Genomic DNA, 15,874 nt, shown 5'->3' with positions numbered 1-15,874 from the left:
CGCGACACCGAGCGCGGCCGCCGCGGGGATGCCGACCCGGACGGCCTTGCGTCCGGTGCGGAAGTCCCGCACCCGCCAGCCCATCGCCCGGGCGTGCCGGCGCAGCGCCGCGTCCGGGTTGATCACGTACGGGTGGCCGACCAGGCTGAGCATCGGGATGTCGTTGGCGGAGTCGCTGAACGCGGCGCAGCGGGCCAGGTCGAGGTGCTCGCGGCGGGCCAGCGCCTGGACGGCGGCGGCCTTGGCGGGGCCGTGCAGCATGCCGCCGACCAGCTTGCCGGTGTACTCGCCGTCGCGGGTCTCGGCGACGGTGCCGAGCGCGCCGGTCATGCCGAGCCGGCGGGCGATCAGCCGGGCGACCTCCTGCGGGGCGGCGGTGACCAGCCAGACCCGCTGTCCGGCGTCCAGGTGCATCTGGACCAGGGCGCGGGTGCCGGGCCAGACCTTCTCGGCGAGGACGGGTTCGAAGATCTCCTCGCAGATCCGCTCCAGGTCGGCGGTGCGCTTGCCGGCGACCAGGCCGAGCGCGCTGTCCCGGGCGTCGGCGATGTGCTCGGGGTTCTCGGAGCCGCGCAGCCGGAACGCGGCCTGCTGCCAGGCGAACCGGACCAGGTCGCGGCGGGTGAAGAAGCGCCGCCGGTACAGGCCGACGCCGAGGTAGAAGATCGCGGCGCCGCGCAGGATGGTGTTGTCGCAGTCGAAGAACGCGGCGGCCCGGACGTCGCCGGGCACCGGGGTGTGGTCGCCCTCGGGGGCCTTGGGCCGTCCGGGCTCCGTGCCGTCCGGGCCCAGCTGTTCCTGGGCGGCGTCGGCCGCGGCCTCGCCCGCCAGGGCGGTCCGTTCGTCGGTGGAACGCCTCGACCGGGTGAGCCTTCGCAGCGCTGCCATGCGACGAGCATAGTCAGCCGGGCCCTCCGGCCCCGTGACCGCGGAGTGCCGCGGCGGTGAACGAGGGGCATCCGGGGCAGCGGTGTGAGCGACGGCAGAATGGGCGCTGTGAGCCTGCTGCGACGTGACAAGAAGAATCCGGCCGACACCGTGGTGACGCTGATCGGCAAGCCCGGCTGCCACCTGTGCGAGGACGCCCGGGAGGTGATCCTCAAGGTGGTGGAGGAGCTCGGCGTCGGCTTCGAGGAGAAGGACATCCTGCAGGACGCGGCGCTGTACGAGCAGTACGCCGAGCAGATCCCGGTGACCCTGATCGACGGCCGCCAGCACGACTTCTGGCGGGTGGACGAGCAGCGGCTGCGCAAGGCGCTGGCCTGACCCCCGCCCGGCCGGTGTGACCCTCCTCGCACCGGCCCGCCCGGGCGGTCCTTCGTGGACGTTCGACTGTCTCGGCCCTAGGAGTTCGACCGGGTTCCGGCATACCATCGAACGTCTTTCCGTGTCCGCCGGGGGCCGTGCAAGAGGAGGGCGCGATGAACGGCTATGCCGTCGTCGACGTCGAGGCCACCGGTCGCAGCCCCTGGCGCCACCGGGTGGTCGAGGTCGCCGTGGTGCAGCTGGACGCGGCCCTGCGCACCGAGCGGGAGTTCGCCACGCTGCTCGATCCGGCCGGACCGGTCGGGCCGACGCACGTGCACCGGATAGCGCAGGAGGACGTGGTCGGCGCGCCCCGGTTCCGGCAGATCGCGCCGTGGTTGCTGGAGCTGCTGGCCGACCGGGTGCTGGTCGGGCACCACGTGACCTGCGACCGGGCGTTCCTGGAGCGGGAGTTCGCGCGGATCGGCGTGGTGCTGCCGACGGTGCCGACGCTGTGCACGATGCGGCTGGCCCGTCGGCTGCTGCCGCAGGCGGGCGGGTTCGGACTGTCGGCGTGCGTGGAGGCGGCCGGGCTCGGCTGGTTCCCGGCGCACACCGCGCTCGGCGACGCGCAGGCCACCGTGGAGCTGCTGCGGCACTGCCGCCGGGTCGGCAGCGCGGCCCAGGAGCCCGTTCCGGCCGCCGCCGCGGTGCCGTGGCCGCGGCTGGCGCCGGGCCGTTCGGCAGGTTCCCGGGAGCCGGTGCGGCTGCTGCGCCGGTGGGCGCCGCTGGGTCCGTGGCCGGCCGGAGCGGAGGGGTCGCGTCCGCTGGTCGGCGCGGCGGGTTACGAGTGATGCGTGTCACTGTTCGGGGACAAATCGGACACCATCTTTGTGCACACGTTCACAAACGCATAGCCTGGCGGTCCAAGCCCAGCTTCACCCACAGGAGCAACGTGGCAATCGGCCGACCCTCCCCCAGCAGTTCGCAGACGCCCGACCCGGGCGCCGCGCGCCGGACCTCGCGTGCGCGGGGCATTCCGGAGGCGACCGTGGCCCGACTCCCGCTCTACCTGCGGGCGCTGACCGCGCTGTCCGAGCGTTCCGTGCCGACCGTCTCCTCCGAGGAGCTGGCCGCCGCGGCCGGCGTGAACTCCGCCAAGCTGCGCAAGGACTTCTCCTACCTCGGGTCCTACGGCACCCGCGGCGTCGGCTACGACGTGGAGTACCTCGTCTACCAGATCTCCCGCGAGCTCGGCCTCACCCAGGACTGGCCGGTCGTCATCGTGGGCATCGGAAACCTCGGCCACGCGCTCGCCAACTACGGCGGCTTCGCGTCCCGCGGATTCCGGGTGGCCGCCCTGCTGGACGCCGACCCCAACGTGGTCGGCAGCACCGCCGCCGGCCTGCCGGTGCGGCACATGGACGAGCTGGAGGACATCGTCGTCTCCCAGCACGTCTCCATCGGCGTCATCACCACCCCGCCCGGCGCCGCCCAGCTGGTCTGCGACCGCCTGGTCGAGGCCGGCGTCACCAGCATCCTGAACTTCGCCCCCACCGTGCTGACCGTCCCGGACGGCGTGGACGTGCGCAAGGTCGACCTCTCGATCGAGCTGCAGATCCTCGCCTTCCACGAGCAGCGCAAGGCCGGCGACGAGCCCGCCGGCGACTCGGTGCTCGACCGCGCCCCCGGGCCGGTCCGCGCCGCGGCCGCCAAGCTGCGCCGCGCCGCCGGCGGCGGCAAGTCGGCCGAGCCGGCGAAGAACGCCCCGGCCGCCCAGGGCCCCGAGGACGACCTGTCCGCGGTGATGCCGGCGTGAGCACGAACATCCGTCACGACGAGGTGGGGGCATGAGTCTTCTGGTAGTCGGTCTGAGCCACCGGACCGCACCGGTCGGCGTGCTGGAGCGCGCCGCGCTCACCGGCGAGACCCCGACCCGGCTGCTGCACGACGCCGCCGCCTCGGCGACCGTCGCCGAGGCGGCGCTGGTCAACACCTGCAACCGGATCGAGCTGTACGCCGACGTGGACAAGTTCCACGCCGGCGTCGCCGAGCTGTCCCAGCTGCTCGCCGGGCACAGCGGCGTCGACATCGACGAGCTCACCCCGCACCTGTACGTGCACTACGAGGACCGCGCCGTCCACCACCTGTTCTCGGTGGCCTGCGGTCTGGACTCGATGGTCGTCGGCGAGGGCCAGATCCTCGGCCAGCTGCGCGACGCCCTGGCCAAGGCCCAGGACGAGCACACCGCGGGCCGCGGCCTGAACGAGCTGTTCCAGCAGGCCCTGCGGGTCGGCAAGCGGGCGCACAGCGAGACCGGCATCGACAAGGCCGGCCAGTCGCTGGTCACCTTCGGCCTGGAGCAGGTCGCCGCCGGCGCCGGCCCGGTCGCCGGCAAGCGCGCCCTGGTGGTCGGCGCGGGCTCGATGAGCTCGCTGGCCGCCGCCACCCTGGTCCGCTCCGGCGTCACCGATCTGCAGATCGCCAACCGCACCCCGGCCCGCGCCGAGCGCCTGGCGGAGATCCTCGGCGGCGCCGCCCGCACCCTGGACTTCGACCAGGTCCCGCAGGCGCTCGCCGAGGTGGACCTGGTGATCTCCTGCACCGGCGCGGCCGGCACCGTCATCGACGCCGCCGAGGTGGCCGCCGCGGTCGCCGCCCGCACCGCCGAGCAGCCGCTCGCCTTCCTCGACCTCGCCATGCCGCGGGACGTCGACCACGCCGTGCACCGGCTCGACGGCGCCCTGCTGGTCGACCTGGAGAGCCTCTCCCACGCGCACGCCGCCAGCCCCGGCGCGGGCGACGTGGACGCCGTCACCACCATCGTCGGCGACGAGGTCACCGCCTTCGGCCAGGCGCAGCGCGCCGCCCGGATCGCCCCCACCGTGGTCGCCCTGCGCGCCATGGCCTCCGAGGTGGTCCGCAGCGAACTCGCCCGGCTCACCTCCCGGCTGCCCGACCTGGACGAGCGCTCCAGCGCGGAGATCTCGCAGACCGTCCGCCGGGTGGTCGACAAACTGCTGCACGCCCCGACCGTCAAGGTCAAGCAGCTCGCCGGCGAACCCGGCGGGGCCTCCTACGCGGAAGCCCTGCGCGAGTTGTTCGACTTGGACCCGGCGGCAGTGCACGCTGTCTCCGGCACCCCGGTCGGCGACCGGGCCGGGTCCTCGATCCCGGCCGGCGGCATCCCCGCCGCCCAGGCCGCCGTCGCCCCGCCCGCCGGAGCACCCAGATGAACACCCCGTCAGCCCCCCAGCACGACCAGGACGATCACCTCATGAATGGTCCAGAGACAGTGACGCCGCTGCGCCTCGGTACCCGCCGCAGCGCCCTCGCCATGGCCCAGTCGGGCATGGTCGCCGAGGAGGTGGCCAAGATCACCGGCCGCCGGGTGGAGCTGGTCGAGATCACCACCTACGGGGACGTCTCCCGGGAGTCGCTGGCGCAGATCGGCGGCACCGGTGTGTTCGTCTCCGCGCTGCGCGACGCCCTGCTGGAGGGCCGCATCGACCTGGCCGTCCACTCGCTCAAGGACCTGCCGACCGCCGCGCCCGCCGGGCTGCTGCTGGCCGCTGTCCCCGAGCGCGAGGACGTCCGGGACTCCCTGGTCGCCCGCGACGGCCTCACCCTGGCCGAGCTGGTCGGCAAGGCCGGCGGCCGCACCGTCCGGATAGGCACCGGCTCCCCGCGGCGGATGGCCCAGCTCAACGCCTGGGCCCGGGCCCACGACGCGGACCTGGAGACCGTCGCGATCCGCGGCAACGTCGACACCCGCATCAACTACGTCACCTCCGGCGAGCTCGACGCCGTGGTGCTGGCCACCGCCGGCCTGAACCGGCTCGGCCGCTCCGGCGAGATCACCGAGCACCTCGACACCGCGCTGATGCTGCCCGCCCCCGGGCAGGGCGCGCTCGCGATCGAGTGCGTCGACCCGGCCCTGGCCGCCGTGCTGTCCCGGCTCGACCACGCCCCCACCCGGGCCGCCGTGGTCGCCGAGCGCGCCCTGCTGGCCACCCTGGAGGCCGGCTGCTCCGCGCCGGTCGCCGCGCTGGCCACCTGGGCCGGCACCGAACTGCGCCTGGACGGCGCGGTCGGCACCACCGATGGCGCCGAACTGCTGAAGATGTCCGCCAACGGCCCGCTCGTCCCCGACGAGACCGCCGAGGAGCAGGCCGCGGCCCTGGGCCGCGCCCTGGCCACCCGGCTGCTCGACACCGGAGCGGCCGACCTGATGGGGGAGCGCGCCCGATGACCGCCGCCGGATTCCACCCGCCCGCAGGGCGCTGCACCTTCCTCGGCGCCGGCCCCGGCGACCCCGGACTGCTCACCCTGCGCGCCGTCGACGTGCTCAGCACCGCCGACGTGCTGATCGCCGACCCGCTGACCGCCGCCGCGGTGCGCACCCACTGCCCCAGCGGCGTCCAGGTGCTCGACCCGGCCGAGACCGGCAAGGAGCTGTGCGACCTGGCCGCCGACGCGGTCAAGGCCGGCCGCCATCTGGTCCGCACCGTGGACGGCGACCCCGGCCTGGACGGCTGCGCCGCCCAGGAGATGCTGCGCTGCGCCAAGGCCGGCGTCCCGTTCGAGGTCGTCCCCGGCGTCGCCCAGTCGGTGGGCGTGCCCGCCTACGCGGGCGTGCCGCTCCGCGGCGACCAGGGCGCGGACGTCCGGTTCGTGGACGGCGAGGCGCTGCTCGGCGGCCAGTTGGTCGACCTGGGCGCGCCCGAGACCACGCTGGTGGTCCGCACCACCCTGGGCCAGCTGCCCGCGACCGCGAACGCCCTGGTGGCGCACGGCCGCAAGCCCGACGCGGCGCTGTCGGCGACGCTGTCCGGCACCACCACCCGGCAGCGCACCTTCACCTCCATGCTGTCCGCGATCGCCGCCGACCTGAAGGCCGCCCGGGTGCTGCCCTCGCCGGTCTCCGCCCCGGTGGACCCGGCGACCTCGGTGATAGCCGTGGTCGGCGAGCAGGTCGCGCACCGCGCCTCGCACTCGTGGTTCGAGACCAAGCCGCTGTTCGGCTGGAACGTCCTCGTCCCGCGCACCAAGGAGCAGGCGCACGGCCTGTCCGAGCAGCTGCGCTCCTACGGCGCGGTGCCGCAGGAGGTGCCGACCATCGCGGTCGAGCCGCCGCGCACCCCGCAGCAGATGGAGCGGGCGATCAAGGGCCTGGTCACCGGCCGCTACGAGTGGATCGCCTTCACCTCGGTGAACGCCGTCAAGGCCGTCCGGGAGAAGTTCGAGGAGTACGGCCTGGACGCCCGGGCGTTCGCCGGCATCAAGGTCGCGGCGGTCGGCGAGACCACCGCGCAGGCGCTGGTCGACTTCGGCGTGAAGCCCGACCTGGTGCCGTCCGGCGAGCAGTCCGCCGCCGGCCTGCTGGAGGACTGGCCGCCGTACGACCCGGTGTTCGACCCGATCGACCGGGTGCTGCTGCCGCGCGCCGACATCGCCACCGAGACCCTGGTGGCCGGCCTGGTCGAGCTCGGCTGGGAGGTCGACGACGTGACGGCGTACCGGACGGTGCGCGCCTCGCCGCCGCCGGCCGAGACCCGCGAGGCGATCAAGGGCGGCGGTTTCGACGCGGTGCTGTTCACCTCGTCCTCGACCGTCCGGAACCTGGTCGGCATCGCCGGCAAGCCGCACAACGTGACCGTCATCGCCTGCATCGGCCCGGCCACCGCCAAGACGGCGGAGGAGCACGGCCTGCGGGTCGACGTGATGGCCCCGGCCCCGTCCGCGTCCGCGCTCGCCCAGGCGCTGGCCGACTTCGGGGCCAACCGCCGGGACGCCGCCACCGCGGCGGGCGAGCCGGTCTACCGGCCGAGCGAACGCCGCCCCGGTTCGCGCCGCAAGGCGCGTTGACCCTCCGTCAGGGGGAGGCCCGACGGCCTCCCCCTGACGTCTTCTCAGCGACTCAGGGAGCCTTCGAAGTGTCCGCCGAATTCCCGTCCGTCCGCCCACGCCGTCTGCGCTCCACCCCCGCGATGCGTCGCCTGGTCGCCGAGACCCGGCTGCACCCGGCCGAGCTGGTCCTGCCGGCGTTCGTCCGCGAGGGCCTCACCGAGCCGAAGCCGATCACCGCTATGCCGGGCGTCGTCCAGCACACCCGCGACACCCTGCGCCGGGCCGCCGTGGAGGCCGCCGAGGCCGGCGTCGGCGGCATCATGCTGTTCGGCGTCCCCGAGGTGCAGGACGCGATCGGCTCCGAGGGCACCAGCCCCGAGGGCATCCTGCAGCTCGCCATCCGCGACGTGGTCTCCGAGGTCGGCGACGCCCTCGTGGTGATGTCCGACCTGTGCCTGGACGAGTACACCGACCACGGCCACTGCGGCGTGCTCGCCGCGGACGGCTCGGTCGACAACGACGCCACCCTGGAGCGCTACGCCGAGATGGCCGTGGTGCAGGCCGACGCGGGCGTCCACCTGGTCGGCCCGTCCGGGATGATGGACGGTCAGGTCGCGGTCATCCGCCGGGCGCTGGACGACGCTGGCCACCAGGACGTCGGCGTCCTCGCGTACACCGCGAAGTACGCCTCCGCGTTCTTCGGCCCGTTCCGGGAGGCCGTCGGCTCCTCGCTGAAGGGCGACCGCAAGACCTACCAGCAGGACCCGGCCAACGCCCGCGAGGCGCTGCGCGAGCTGGAGCAGGACCTCGCCGAGGGCGCCGACATGGTGATGGTCAAGCCCGCGATGGCCTACCTGGACATCCTGCGCCGGATCGCCGACGTCTCCCCGGTGCCGGTCTCCGCCTACCAGGTGTCCGGCGAGTACTCGATGGTCGAGGCCGCCGCCGCCAACGGCTGGATCGACCGCGAGCGGACCATCCTGGAGACCCTCACCTCGATCCGCCGGGCCGGCGCCGAGCAGATCCTCACCTACTGGGCCACCGAGGCGGCCCGCCTGGTGCGCTGACGCCGGGCCCGGGTACGGGCCGCCGACAGGCCGAAGGGCGCGACCGCCGGGAGTGGCGGTCGCGCCCTTCGGGGTGACGCGGGGTCAGTCCATGGCGATGATGCCGCCACCGCCGCCGCCGAGGGCGGTGGAGGTGGCCCAGCCGCCGCCGCCACCCATGGTGAAGATGTGGTCGGTCGCGGCGACGCCGCCGCCGTGGCCCGCGAGGAAGGGCTCGTGGGCGGTGATGACGCCCTCCTCGCCGCCGCCGGCCACGACGGTCGCGGAGGCGGGCGCGGCGATGCCGGCCAGCGCGAGCGCGGCGACCGTGGTGACGACGGCCTTGCCCAGCTTGCTCTTCATGGAGAGTTCCTCTCTGCGTCGATGCTGTCTCAAGGTCAACACGGGGTGCGGCCGGTGGGGCGCTGCACGCGCCCACGGGTGCTCCGGTCACCCGATCGCGCCGCGGACGAACGGGTGGTGCGCGGCCGGAGACACGGAACCGCCGGGCCCGGGGCTGGCCCCGGACCCGGCGGTCGGCTGTGACCGGGGAAGGATCAGCCGATCAGGTGGGAGACGCCGCCGTCGCCGCTGGTGGCGGTGTTCTGGCCGATGTCGCAGGTCTGCTTGGCGCCGTTGTTGAGCGCGTCGACCTCGACCGGGACGACGATGCCGATGAGGGCGCCCACGCCGATGTTGTGGATGTCGGGCAGGCAGATGTTCGGGTTGTCCAGCACGTGGTTGTTCGGGCTGTGGTTGCCGTGGGTGCCGGTGGCGTTGGTGCCGCCGTCGCCCTGGATGGAGGCCGCGGAGCCGTCCGCGTCGCCGATGGCCATCGCGGGGGAGGCGGACATGGCGAAACCGGCGGCGACGACGCCGACGGCGGCGAGAGCCTTCTTGATCATGGGGTCATTCCTTTTCGGATCTGATGGAGTGGAGCAGCAACCCCTTGCGCGTGGCTCGCGCCGGGGCCGACCGCCCGGCCGGGGGAACGGACCGGGCGGGTCATGGGGCGCGGAACCGGGGTTCCGCGCCAGGGCAGTGACGGTGCGTCAGCCGACCAGGTGGGAGACGCCGCCGTCGCCGCTGCCGACAGTGCCCTGGCCGACCACACAGGTCTGCTTGGGCTGGTTGTTGAGCGCCTGGACCTCGACCGGGACGGCGATGCCGAGCACTGCCACGCCGACGTTGTGGATCTCCGGCAGGCAGATGTTCGGGTTGTCGGCGAAGTGGAAGTTCGGGCTGTGGTTGCCCCAGGTGCCGCTGGAGTTGGTGCCGCCATTCCCCTGGATGGTGGCGGCGGAACCGTCCGCGTCGCCGATCGCGACGGCGGGGGTGGACACCGCGGCCAGCGCGGCGGCGGCCAGGCCCACGGTGGCCAAGGACTTCTTGAGCATGGTGGAGATACCTCTCTGAAATGCCGTTCGAGGGGTGCTGCCCCGTCGTCGTCGGGATCAAAGAATGGCGAACAGGAAAGTTACGGGGGCGGAGAAAATTCGTCGAGGATCACCGGTTTCCCTGCGTGCCGGTCCGATTATTGGTCCGTTCAGGTTAACTGCCGCTATCCGTGAGGGAGCTGGCTCGTTCGCCAAGGTGTGTGCGCCGCACCCGAATTACCCTCGGGGTCGACGGTGCCACGAGAAGTCATACGGAATGACCGACGTACCGAATGACCGACCTACCGAATTACCGGATATCGAACGAACGGCGGACACCATGAAGCTCTCCAAGCGGGCCACCGGCGCCCTGCTGCTGGCGGTCGGCGCCGGCGTGGCTGCGGCGCAGGGCGTGGCCCAGGCGGCCCCGAAGACCCCGTCCGAGGTCGCCGCGCTGGAGGACGGGCTGGCCACCAAGGAGGTGCCGTTCAGCATTCCGCTCAGCACCGCGATGTCGCCGCTGCCGCTGCTCGCGGACGGCGGCGAGATCCACGGCGGCATCCCGAGCTCGCCGCTGCTGCCGCCCACCGACACCGGCCAGAGCCCGACCCAGCCGATCCCGGACCACATCCTGCCCGCCCTCAACGGCACCAAGCTGGGCCCGTCGCTGGGCGCCACCCTGCCGCTGCCCGAGGCGGACCGGGGCGCGAAGCTCGGCACCCTGGACCTGGACGCTCCGGCCGCCCCGCTGAACCTGGCCGGACCGGCGGTGGGCCTGGGCCAGCCGGTCACCTTCGTCCGCAGCGAGAGCGGCGAACTGACCGACGCCGCGCTGTCCCTGGACAAGGTGGACCCGCACCTGGTGACCGCCCCCGTGCAGGCCGTGCCGGGCGCCAAGGCCTCGCTCGGCGGCGAGCAGGACCAGATCTCGGTCACCGACTCGGTGAAGGCGCTGGCCGCCACCACGACCTCCATGACGGGCGAGATGCTCAACCAGGCCGGCCCGGCGCAGACCCTCACCGGCGCGCTGGACCAGTCGCAGGTGTGACGGCATGCCAGAAGGACCGTACGGCCCGGCTGCCCCTCGGGGAGGCCGGGCCGTACGGCTGCCGGGCGCGGGTCAGATTGGCAGCGCGGTGAGCAGCGGGCCGGCCAGCGGGAGGTTCTTGGCCCCGCCGCCGGCGGACAGCGGTCCGGTGAGCGTGCCGGTGCCGACCGGGCCGAGCCCGTTGTCGGGGACCACCGCGACACCGTTGTTGAGCAGGTCGGCGGAGGAGTTGGCCCACGGGTCGAGCCGCAGGTCCTTGACCGGGGCGACCGCGTAGCCGAGCCCGGCGGTGGTGCCGCCGAGGGCCTGCTTGGCGTCGGTGGGCTGCAGGTGGGTGGTGGGCAGCGGGAGCCCGCCGAGCTGTTCGGTCTCGGCGTGCGCGGCCTGGGCAGTGGCGCCGCCGAGCAGCAGGGCGGTGCCGAGCGCGGCCAGCGCGCCGGTGGTGGTCCGGGACATCGGCCATTCCTTCGGGGGTGAGAGGGGCGGGTACGAGCACTGCCCCTCGGCCGGCGGCCGAGGGGCAGTATGCACGGGCTGGTGAGCGGCCGGGGCCGGTCAGTCGCAGTCCTCGACCGGCTCGTGGTGGTGGTGCTCGTGCTCGTGCTCGTGCTTGGCCGGCGGCTCCTGCTCGTGCTTGACCGGTGCCGCCACGTGCTCGGGCTCGTCGCCGGAGTCGGCGTTGACGCAGGTGTTGCCGAACGCCGGGTTCAGCAGGCCGATGATGTTGATCGAGTTGCCGCAGACGTTGACCGGGACGTGCACCGGGACCTGGATCTGGTTGCCGGAGAGCACGCCGGGGGAGTTGGCGGCGACGCCCTCGGCCTCGGCGGAGGCGTTGGCCAGGCCGGCCGAGCCGAGGACCAGGCCGGCGGCGGCGACGGACAGGACCGCGGCCTTCTTGAAGTTGCGCATGAGGGTTTGATCTCCTAGATCACAACGGGGAGTTGGTGCGCCGCGCCGAGCGGGCGCGGCGCGGCATCAGGCGGTTCAGCCGCCGTTGACGCAGGTGTTGCCGAAGGCCGGGTTCAGCAGCGCGATGATGTCGATGGTGTTGCCGCACAGGTTGATCGGGACGTGCACCGGGACCTGGATCTGGTTGCCGGAGAGCACGCCGGGGGAGTTGGCGGCGACGCCCTCGGCCTCGGAGGAGGCGTTGGCCAGGCCGGCCGAGCCGAGCATCAGACCGGTGGCGGCGACGGACAGGACCGCGGCCTTCTTGAAGTTGCGCATGACTTTCTCTTCCTCACGTTCTGCCCGACTGTGGAAGGTCGGGGTCGGGCGATCGCATCATCGCCCGCTGTTTTCGGGATCTGCCGGGAATGTCACTCACGCGGCCCATGACCCGCGTGTCGCCCGTGGTTTGGGCGGTCGGCGCTGCGTCGGCGCCGCGCGCCGGACTCCGCCGGCGTCAGCCGCCGTTGACGCAGGTGTTGCCGAAGGCCGGGTTCAGCGCAGCGATGACGTCGATCGTGTTGCCGCACAGGTTGATCGGGACGTGCACCGGGACCTGGATCTGGTTGCCGGACACGACGCCGGCCGAGCCGGCGGCGACACCCTCGGCGTCGCTGCTGGCCACGGCCGCACCGGCGGTGCCGAGCAGCAGGGTCGCGGCGGCGGCGGAGCCGAAGGCGCCGAAGGCGAGCTTGCGCATGGTGAAGTCTCATTTCTTGCGGGTGGATCGGGTTCGCCAGGAAGAACGAACCAGTACGGCGGGGGAAACGGGCGAGTTCGCCGATCCTCCGAGCCGTTCACCCGAATGCTGCGGTTACGCCGGACGGGTGATTGTCCGAAGAACGGCGCAACTGTTCCGGAGGGGTCTCGTTGGCTGAGTGCACGTCCCGTGTGCTTCCTTCCGGTAGCCCCGGCGCGGCAATTGGAAGATCTGATTTAAAGAGGAGACTCAAATGAGCATCAAGAAGGCTGCCGCGGTCGGCGCCGCTGTCGCGGGCATCGTCGCCGTCGGTGCGGGTTCCGCCATGGCGAGCAGCGAGGCCGAGGGCGTCGCCGCCAACTCCCCCGGTGTGGTGTCCGGCAACCAGGTCCAGGTCCCGATCCACATCCCGGTCAACCTGTGCGGCAACTCGATCAACATCGTCGGCCTGCTGAACCCGGCGTTCGGCAACACCTGCATCAACGGCGGCTGACCGCAGCCCCTGGCAGATCGAGCCGCCGTCCGCACCGCATCAGCGGTGCGGACGGCGGCTCAACTGCGTTTTCGGGACGTCTTCCTGACGGAACGTCTCAGTACTCCGGTCAGGTCGCGCCGCGAGTCTTGTTGTGTTACCTGTCAGTACCTAGCATGTGAGCCTGCCTCATGTTCGCCGGGTTTCGGCCCGGTTCCCCCATGCTCCGCGCCGCCCGGCACCCGCCGGGCGATCCCCCACCCCGCAAGGAGTCATGAGTGTCCAGGACACCCACGGTCCGCCGCAGGCCCCCAGCCCTGCTCGCCACCGCCGCGCTGCTGGCCGCCCTCGGCCTCGGCTCCGGCTTCGGCACCGCCGCCACCGCCCAGGCCGCCTCGCCCAGTGCGGGCAAGCCCGCCGCCATCGTTGCCCTCGGCGACAGTGCGATCTCCGGCGAGGGCGCCGGCACCGACACCAACGACGACTACGTCCCCGGCACGGACAGCCCCACCAACTACTGCCACCGCTCCACCAAGTCCGAGATCTTCGTGACCCAGCTCCCCGGCGTCACCCCGATCGACCTGGCCTGCTCCGGCGCGCAGACCGGCGACCTGGTCAGCGATCCCGAGCTGGCGAAGATCACCGGACCGGGCAGCGGCGACTTCGGCGAGGCCAAGCAGGACGTCCAACTGGCCGCCACCGCCGCCGACTACGACGTGAAGATGGTCGTCGTCACGATCGGCGCGAACGACGACTTCGAGTTCGCCAACATCATGATGTCCTGCCTGGCCCAGTACTTCCCGATCCCGCAGTCCCAGGGCTGCCGCGACACCATTGGCAGCGCCGAGATCACCCGGCGCGCCGCCGGGGTCAAGCCCAAGGTGACGGCCGCGCTGACCAACATCCGCAACACCATGCGGAAGGCCGGCTACTCCGACGACTCATACCAGCTCGTCTACCAGTCGTACTTCAACCCGATCACCCCCGACATCCGGCGCAACGACTACGTCGGCAAGGTCGCGGACGGCTGCCCGGCCTTCCCCGAGGACCTCGCCTGGGGCCACAACTGGGTCGTCCCCACGCTGAGCGACGCGCTGCGCGAGGCCGCCTCCGGTGTGCCGGGCGTGCGCTACCTCGACCAGCGGCGGGTCGCCTTCGGCCACGAGGTCTGCGCGGAGTGGACCAGCTCGCCGTACGAGTACACCAACGGCGACGTGATCGACCTGTCGGAGAGCACCCGCAACGGCTGCGACACTCCGATCTCCATCCCGGGCCTGTGCATGAACAACGTCCGCCAGTCGTACCACCTGCGGGTGGCCGGCTACGCCGCCGAGGCGGCCTGCCTGCGGCAGTTCTACCAGCAGTCCGGACTCGCCCAGGCGTTCTGCTCGCTCAACCAGCAGAACGGCACCTCGATCACCGGGCTCACCCCCGGCAAGCCGTTCCCGGACACCCCCGAGGACGGCGCCTGGTACCAGCTCACCAACCAGGCCAACGGCAAGGTGCTCGACCTGTCCGGCGGCGGCACCTACGGTGACTCCACCAACGGCCGCACCGCGATCACCTATCCGGCCACCGGCGGCCTGAACCAGTCCTTCGTGTTCGAGATCAAGGCCGGCGGCTCCTTCGAACTCGACTTCAGCGGCAACCGGAACATGTGCCTGGACGTCTCCGGGGCCTCCACCGCGCCCGGCGCCAAGATCCAGCAGTGGGGCTGCAACGGCGGCGGCAACCAGCACTGGCTCCTGCAGCCGGTCGGCGACGGCACCTACAAGCTCGCCGACTCCCAGGACGCCACCAAGCTGGCCACCGCCTCCGCCCAGACCGACGCCCAGGGCAACCAGCTGGTCCAGCTGGCCGCCGACAACGGCTCCGCCGCGCAGCACTGGCAGCTGACCAAGCTCGGCATCGTCTACCTGCACGGCTGATCCCCCGGCCTGACGGAGAGCCGCCCCGGCGACCTCCGTCAGGCCGCACCCAGCCGGACGGCCGCACCCGGCGGCATCGGGTACGGCCGCTCCGGCGGCAGCAGCGCGGCGTCCCTGGTGGCGTGCAACTCCCGGGCCAGTGGCGTCAGATCCTCGATCCGCACCAGCCACTCCCCGGCGTAGCGCCGCACCAGCTCCCCGCTCAGCCCCAGCTGCAACGACCGGTGCGGCAACGGCCGGAGATCCAGATCCCGCTCCGGATCCCACTGCACCCGGGCCGGACTGCGCCGCAACGCCCGCTGCCACTCGGCCTTCGAGGCGTGCACCCCCGGCTTGTAGCCGCTCAGCACCGCCGCCTCCAGCGCGGCATCGAATCCCCGGCGGCTGATCACCACCCCGAGGATCCGCGACTGCCCCTCGGCGCGCGCCCAGTCGCTCCGGTACATCAGCCAGCGGAACGACGGCTTGATCCACGTCATCCGCTCCACCGAGAACGCCTCCGGCCACCGCCCGTCCGCGACCGCGGGGTCACCGATCTCGGGCCGGAACGCCTGGTACACCGTCACCGTCTCGTCGTCGTACCGGGCCCTGATCTGTCTCTTCGGCACCTCGTTCATCCGACCATCCTGTCGTAGGTGGGCGCGAAGACCGGGGTACCCCGGCGCGAAGCCGAGGGGGCGGAACCTGCGCGACAGGCGCAAGGCCCACCGCCCGCCGTACTGGTCTAGTCCTGTCGTTGACAGCGGTGGCGGACCGGACCGACCATGTGAGCCGTCCCACAGTGCTCCGCCTGGAGGTTCACGTGCCCAGCCCCTCTGCGGTCGATTTCGTCGCCGCCGCCCACGCCGCCATCGACCGGGTCAGCAGCTCGCAGGCCGAGGAGGTGGCGAAGGCCGCCGAGCTGATCGCGGATGCGCTGGCCGCGGACGGCATCGTGCAGGCGTTCGGCACCGGTCACTCCGAGGCGTTCGCGATGGAGATCGCGGGGCGGGCCGGTGGGCTGGTGCCCAGCAACCGGATCGCGCTGCGCGACGTGGTGCTGTTCGGTGGGCGGCCGGTGGAGATCCTGTCCGGCTCCGAGCTGGAGCGCGGGACCGAATCGGCGGCGATGCTCTGGGAGTTGACCGCCCCGCACCCGGCCGACGTGTTCATTCTCGCGTCGAACTCCGGCGTCAACGGCTGCGTGGTCGAACTCGCCCGGCTGGCGAAGGAGAACGGGCACCCGCTGATCGTCGTCACCTCCGCCGAGCACACCGCC

At 72.7% G+C, this 15,874-nt stretch carries 20 protein-coding genes; 11 read left to right on the top strand and 9 right to left on the bottom strand.

All coding sequences use genetic code 11. The features are described 5' to 3' along the window. Nucleotides 1–888: HAD family hydrolase (locus tag IEZ12_RS09145; RefSeq protein WP_229847357.1), on the bottom strand; the 888-nt coding region annotated here is incomplete at its 3' end. Between the two features lie 99 nt (nucleotides 889–987). Between IEZ12_RS09145 and IEZ12_RS09140 the strand changes: the two genes are divergently transcribed. From IEZ12_RS09140 to hemB, 7 genes are all read left to right on the top strand, one after another. Then, nucleotides 988–1,266 carry a glutaredoxin family protein gene (locus IEZ12_RS09140; RefSeq protein WP_100587099.1) on the top strand — a complete coding sequence of 93 codons (279 nt, stop codon included), beginning with the start codon at nucleotides 988–990 and terminating at the stop codon, nucleotides 1,264–1,266. Nucleotides 1,267–1,421: 155 nt separating this feature from the next. Then, nucleotides 1,422–2,099 (top strand): 3'-5' exonuclease, encoded by a 678-nt coding sequence (locus IEZ12_RS09135; protein ID WP_189271540.1) that lies wholly within the window; start codon nucleotides 1,422–1,424, stop codon nucleotides 2,097–2,099. Between the two features lie 107 nt (nucleotides 2,100–2,206). After that, nucleotides 2,207–3,064 carry a redox-sensing transcriptional repressor Rex gene (locus tag IEZ12_RS09130; RefSeq protein WP_189271609.1) on the top strand — a complete coding sequence of 286 codons (858 nt, stop codon included), beginning with the start codon at nucleotides 2,207–2,209 and terminating at the stop codon, nucleotides 3,062–3,064. Between the two features lie 31 nt (nucleotides 3,065–3,095). Beyond that, nucleotides 3,096–4,481, top strand: coding sequence for a glutamyl-tRNA reductase (locus tag IEZ12_RS09125; RefSeq protein ID WP_189271539.1), 1,386 nt, complete (start codon nucleotides 3,096–3,098; stop codon nucleotides 4,479–4,481). 41 nt (nucleotides 4,482–4,522) lie between these two features. Beyond that, complete coding sequence (gene hemC / locus IEZ12_RS09120) at nucleotides 4,523–5,497, top strand: hydroxymethylbilane synthase (protein ID WP_100587325.1); 975 nt, start codon at nucleotides 4,523–4,525, stop codon at nucleotides 5,495–5,497. Beyond that, nucleotides 5,494–7,113, top strand: a complete 1,620-nt coding sequence (locus IEZ12_RS09115; protein WP_189271538.1) for a bifunctional uroporphyrinogen-III C-methyltransferase/uroporphyrinogen-III synthase — start codon at nucleotides 5,494–5,496, stop codon at nucleotides 7,111–7,113. Before hemC ends, IEZ12_RS09115 begins: the two co-directional genes overlap by 4 nt. A gap of 68 nt (nucleotides 7,114–7,181) precedes the next feature. Then, nucleotides 7,182–8,162: a porphobilinogen synthase gene (gene hemB / locus IEZ12_RS09110; RefSeq protein WP_189271537.1), complete on the top strand. Its 981-nt coding sequence runs from the start codon at nucleotides 7,182–7,184 to the stop codon at nucleotides 8,160–8,162. Between the two features lie 84 nt (nucleotides 8,163–8,246). On the opposite strand, the gene IEZ12_RS09105 is transcribed toward hemB, so the two are convergent. The 3 genes from IEZ12_RS09105 to IEZ12_RS09095 all read right to left on the bottom strand — a co-directional run bounded on the left by IEZ12_RS09105 (nucleotide 8,247) and on the right by IEZ12_RS09095 (nucleotide 9,538). Continuing rightward, on the bottom strand, nucleotides 8,247–8,504 hold the full coding sequence (locus IEZ12_RS09105; protein ID WP_043914751.1) for a hypothetical protein: 258 nt from the start codon (nucleotides 8,502–8,504) through the stop codon (nucleotides 8,247–8,249). A 194-nt stretch (nucleotides 8,505–8,698) separates the two neighbouring features. Beyond that, the gene (locus IEZ12_RS09100; protein WP_043914748.1) at nucleotides 8,699–9,046 is read right to left on the bottom strand and encodes a hypothetical protein; all 348 of its coding nucleotides are present in this window, start codon (nucleotides 9,044–9,046) and stop codon (nucleotides 8,699–8,701) included. Between the two features lie 147 nt (nucleotides 9,047–9,193). After that, the gene (locus tag IEZ12_RS09095) at nucleotides 9,194–9,538 is read right to left on the bottom strand and encodes a hypothetical protein (RefSeq protein ID WP_043914746.1); all 345 of its coding nucleotides are present in this window, start codon (nucleotides 9,536–9,538) and stop codon (nucleotides 9,194–9,196) included. 319 nt (nucleotides 9,539–9,857) lie between these two features. Between IEZ12_RS09095 and IEZ12_RS09090 the strand changes: the two genes are divergently transcribed. After that, nucleotides 9,858–10,565: a hypothetical protein gene (locus tag IEZ12_RS09090; RefSeq protein ID WP_189271536.1), complete on the top strand. Its 708-nt coding sequence runs from the start codon at nucleotides 9,858–9,860 to the stop codon at nucleotides 10,563–10,565. Between the two features lie 72 nt (nucleotides 10,566–10,637). Here the strand turns inward: IEZ12_RS09090 and IEZ12_RS09085 are convergent, their stop codons facing one another. From IEZ12_RS09085 to IEZ12_RS09070, 4 genes are all read right to left on the bottom strand, one after another. Next, on the bottom strand, nucleotides 10,638–11,021 hold the full coding sequence (locus IEZ12_RS09085; RefSeq protein WP_043914741.1) for a hypothetical protein: 384 nt from the start codon (nucleotides 11,019–11,021) through the stop codon (nucleotides 10,638–10,640). A gap of 99 nt (nucleotides 11,022–11,120) precedes the next feature. Further along, nucleotides 11,121–11,477, bottom strand: a complete 357-nt coding sequence (locus IEZ12_RS09080) for a chaplin (RefSeq protein ID WP_229847356.1) — start codon at nucleotides 11,475–11,477, stop codon at nucleotides 11,121–11,123. A gap of 75 nt (nucleotides 11,478–11,552) precedes the next feature. Continuing rightward, the gene (locus tag IEZ12_RS09075) at nucleotides 11,553–11,795 is read right to left on the bottom strand and encodes a chaplin (RefSeq protein ID WP_043914739.1); all 243 of its coding nucleotides are present in this window, start codon (nucleotides 11,793–11,795) and stop codon (nucleotides 11,553–11,555) included. Between the two features lie 178 nt (nucleotides 11,796–11,973). Then, entirely contained in the window at nucleotides 11,974–12,216 is a 243-nt protein-coding gene (locus IEZ12_RS09070; RefSeq protein WP_189271535.1) for a chaplin, read from the bottom strand. A 253-nt stretch (nucleotides 12,217–12,469) separates the two neighbouring features. Between IEZ12_RS09070 and IEZ12_RS09065 the strand changes: the two genes are divergently transcribed. Beyond that, nucleotides 12,470–12,709, top strand: a complete 240-nt coding sequence (locus tag IEZ12_RS09065; RefSeq protein WP_189271534.1) for a chaplin — start codon at nucleotides 12,470–12,472, stop codon at nucleotides 12,707–12,709. A gap of 257 nt (nucleotides 12,710–12,966) precedes the next feature. After that, nucleotides 12,967–14,616 carry an RICIN domain-containing protein gene (locus IEZ12_RS09060; protein WP_100587108.1) on the top strand — a complete coding sequence of 550 codons (1,650 nt, stop codon included), beginning with the start codon at nucleotides 12,967–12,969 and terminating at the stop codon, nucleotides 14,614–14,616. Nucleotides 14,617–14,654: 38 nt separating this feature from the next. On the opposite strand, the gene IEZ12_RS09055 is transcribed toward IEZ12_RS09060, so the two are convergent. Further along, nucleotides 14,655–15,233: a DUF4291 domain-containing protein gene (locus IEZ12_RS09055; protein ID WP_043914735.1), complete on the bottom strand. Its 579-nt coding sequence runs from the start codon at nucleotides 15,231–15,233 to the stop codon at nucleotides 14,655–14,657. A 185-nt stretch (nucleotides 15,234–15,418) separates the two neighbouring features. Between IEZ12_RS09055 and IEZ12_RS38030 the strand changes: the two genes are divergently transcribed. Then, on the top strand, nucleotides 15,419–15,874 hold a 456-nt coding region (locus IEZ12_RS38030; RefSeq protein ID WP_229847355.1), incomplete at its 3' end, for a sugar isomerase domain-containing protein.

Source organism: Kitasatospora griseola (genome assembly GCF_014648555.1).
GTDB classification, from domain to species: domain Bacteria; phylum Actinomycetota; class Actinomycetes; order Streptomycetales; family Streptomycetaceae; genus Kitasatospora; species Kitasatospora griseola.
Note: the sequence above shows the minus strand (reverse complement) of the source record. Positions and strands in the feature narration are given on the sequence as shown.

Bases quoted from the DNA above. Each gene is read 5' to 3' on its own strand.
- IEZ12_RS09140 (WP_100587099.1), top strand. From the start codon at position 988: ATGGGCGCTGTGAGCCTGCTGCGACGTGACAAGAAGAATCCGGCCGAC.
- IEZ12_RS09135 (WP_189271540.1), top strand. From the start codon at position 1,422: ATGAACGGCTATGCCGTCGTCGACGTCGAGGCCACCGGTCGCAGCCCC.
- IEZ12_RS09125 (WP_189271539.1), top strand. From the start codon at position 3,096: ATGAGTCTTCTGGTAGTCGGTCTGAGCCACCGGACCGCACCGGTCGGC.
- hemC (WP_100587325.1), top strand. From the start codon at position 4,523: ATGAATGGTCCAGAGACAGTGACGCCGCTGCGCCTCGGTACCCGCCGC.
- IEZ12_RS09115 (WP_189271538.1), top strand. From the start codon at position 5,494: ATGACCGCCGCCGGATTCCACCCGCCCGCAGGGCGCTGCACCTTCCTC.
- IEZ12_RS09105 (WP_043914751.1), bottom strand. From the start codon at position 8,504: ATGAAGAGCAAGCTGGGCAAGGCCGTCGTCACCACGGTCGCCGCGCTC.
- IEZ12_RS09100 (WP_043914748.1), bottom strand. From the start codon at position 9,046: ATGATCAAGAAGGCTCTCGCCGCCGTCGGCGTCGTCGCCGCCGGTTTC.
- IEZ12_RS09095 (WP_043914746.1), bottom strand. From the start codon at position 9,538: ATGCTCAAGAAGTCCTTGGCCACCGTGGGCCTGGCCGCCGCCGCGCTG.
- IEZ12_RS09090 (WP_189271536.1), top strand. From the start codon at position 9,858: ATGAAGCTCTCCAAGCGGGCCACCGGCGCCCTGCTGCTGGCGGTCGGC.
- IEZ12_RS09085 (WP_043914741.1), bottom strand. From the start codon at position 11,021: ATGTCCCGGACCACCACCGGCGCGCTGGCCGCGCTCGGCACCGCCCTG.
- IEZ12_RS09080 (WP_229847356.1), bottom strand. From the start codon at position 11,477: ATGCGCAACTTCAAGAAGGCCGCGGTCCTGTCCGTCGCCGCCGCCGGC.
- IEZ12_RS09075 (WP_043914739.1), bottom strand. From the start codon at position 11,795: ATGCGCAACTTCAAGAAGGCCGCGGTCCTGTCCGTCGCCGCCACCGGT.
- IEZ12_RS09070 (WP_189271535.1), bottom strand. From the start codon at position 12,216: ATGCGCAAGCTCGCCTTCGGCGCCTTCGGCTCCGCCGCCGCCGCGACC.
- IEZ12_RS09065 (WP_189271534.1), top strand. From the start codon at position 12,470: ATGAGCATCAAGAAGGCTGCCGCGGTCGGCGCCGCTGTCGCGGGCATC.
- IEZ12_RS09055 (WP_043914735.1), bottom strand. From the start codon at position 15,233: ATGAACGAGGTGCCGAAGAGACAGATCAGGGCCCGGTACGACGACGAG.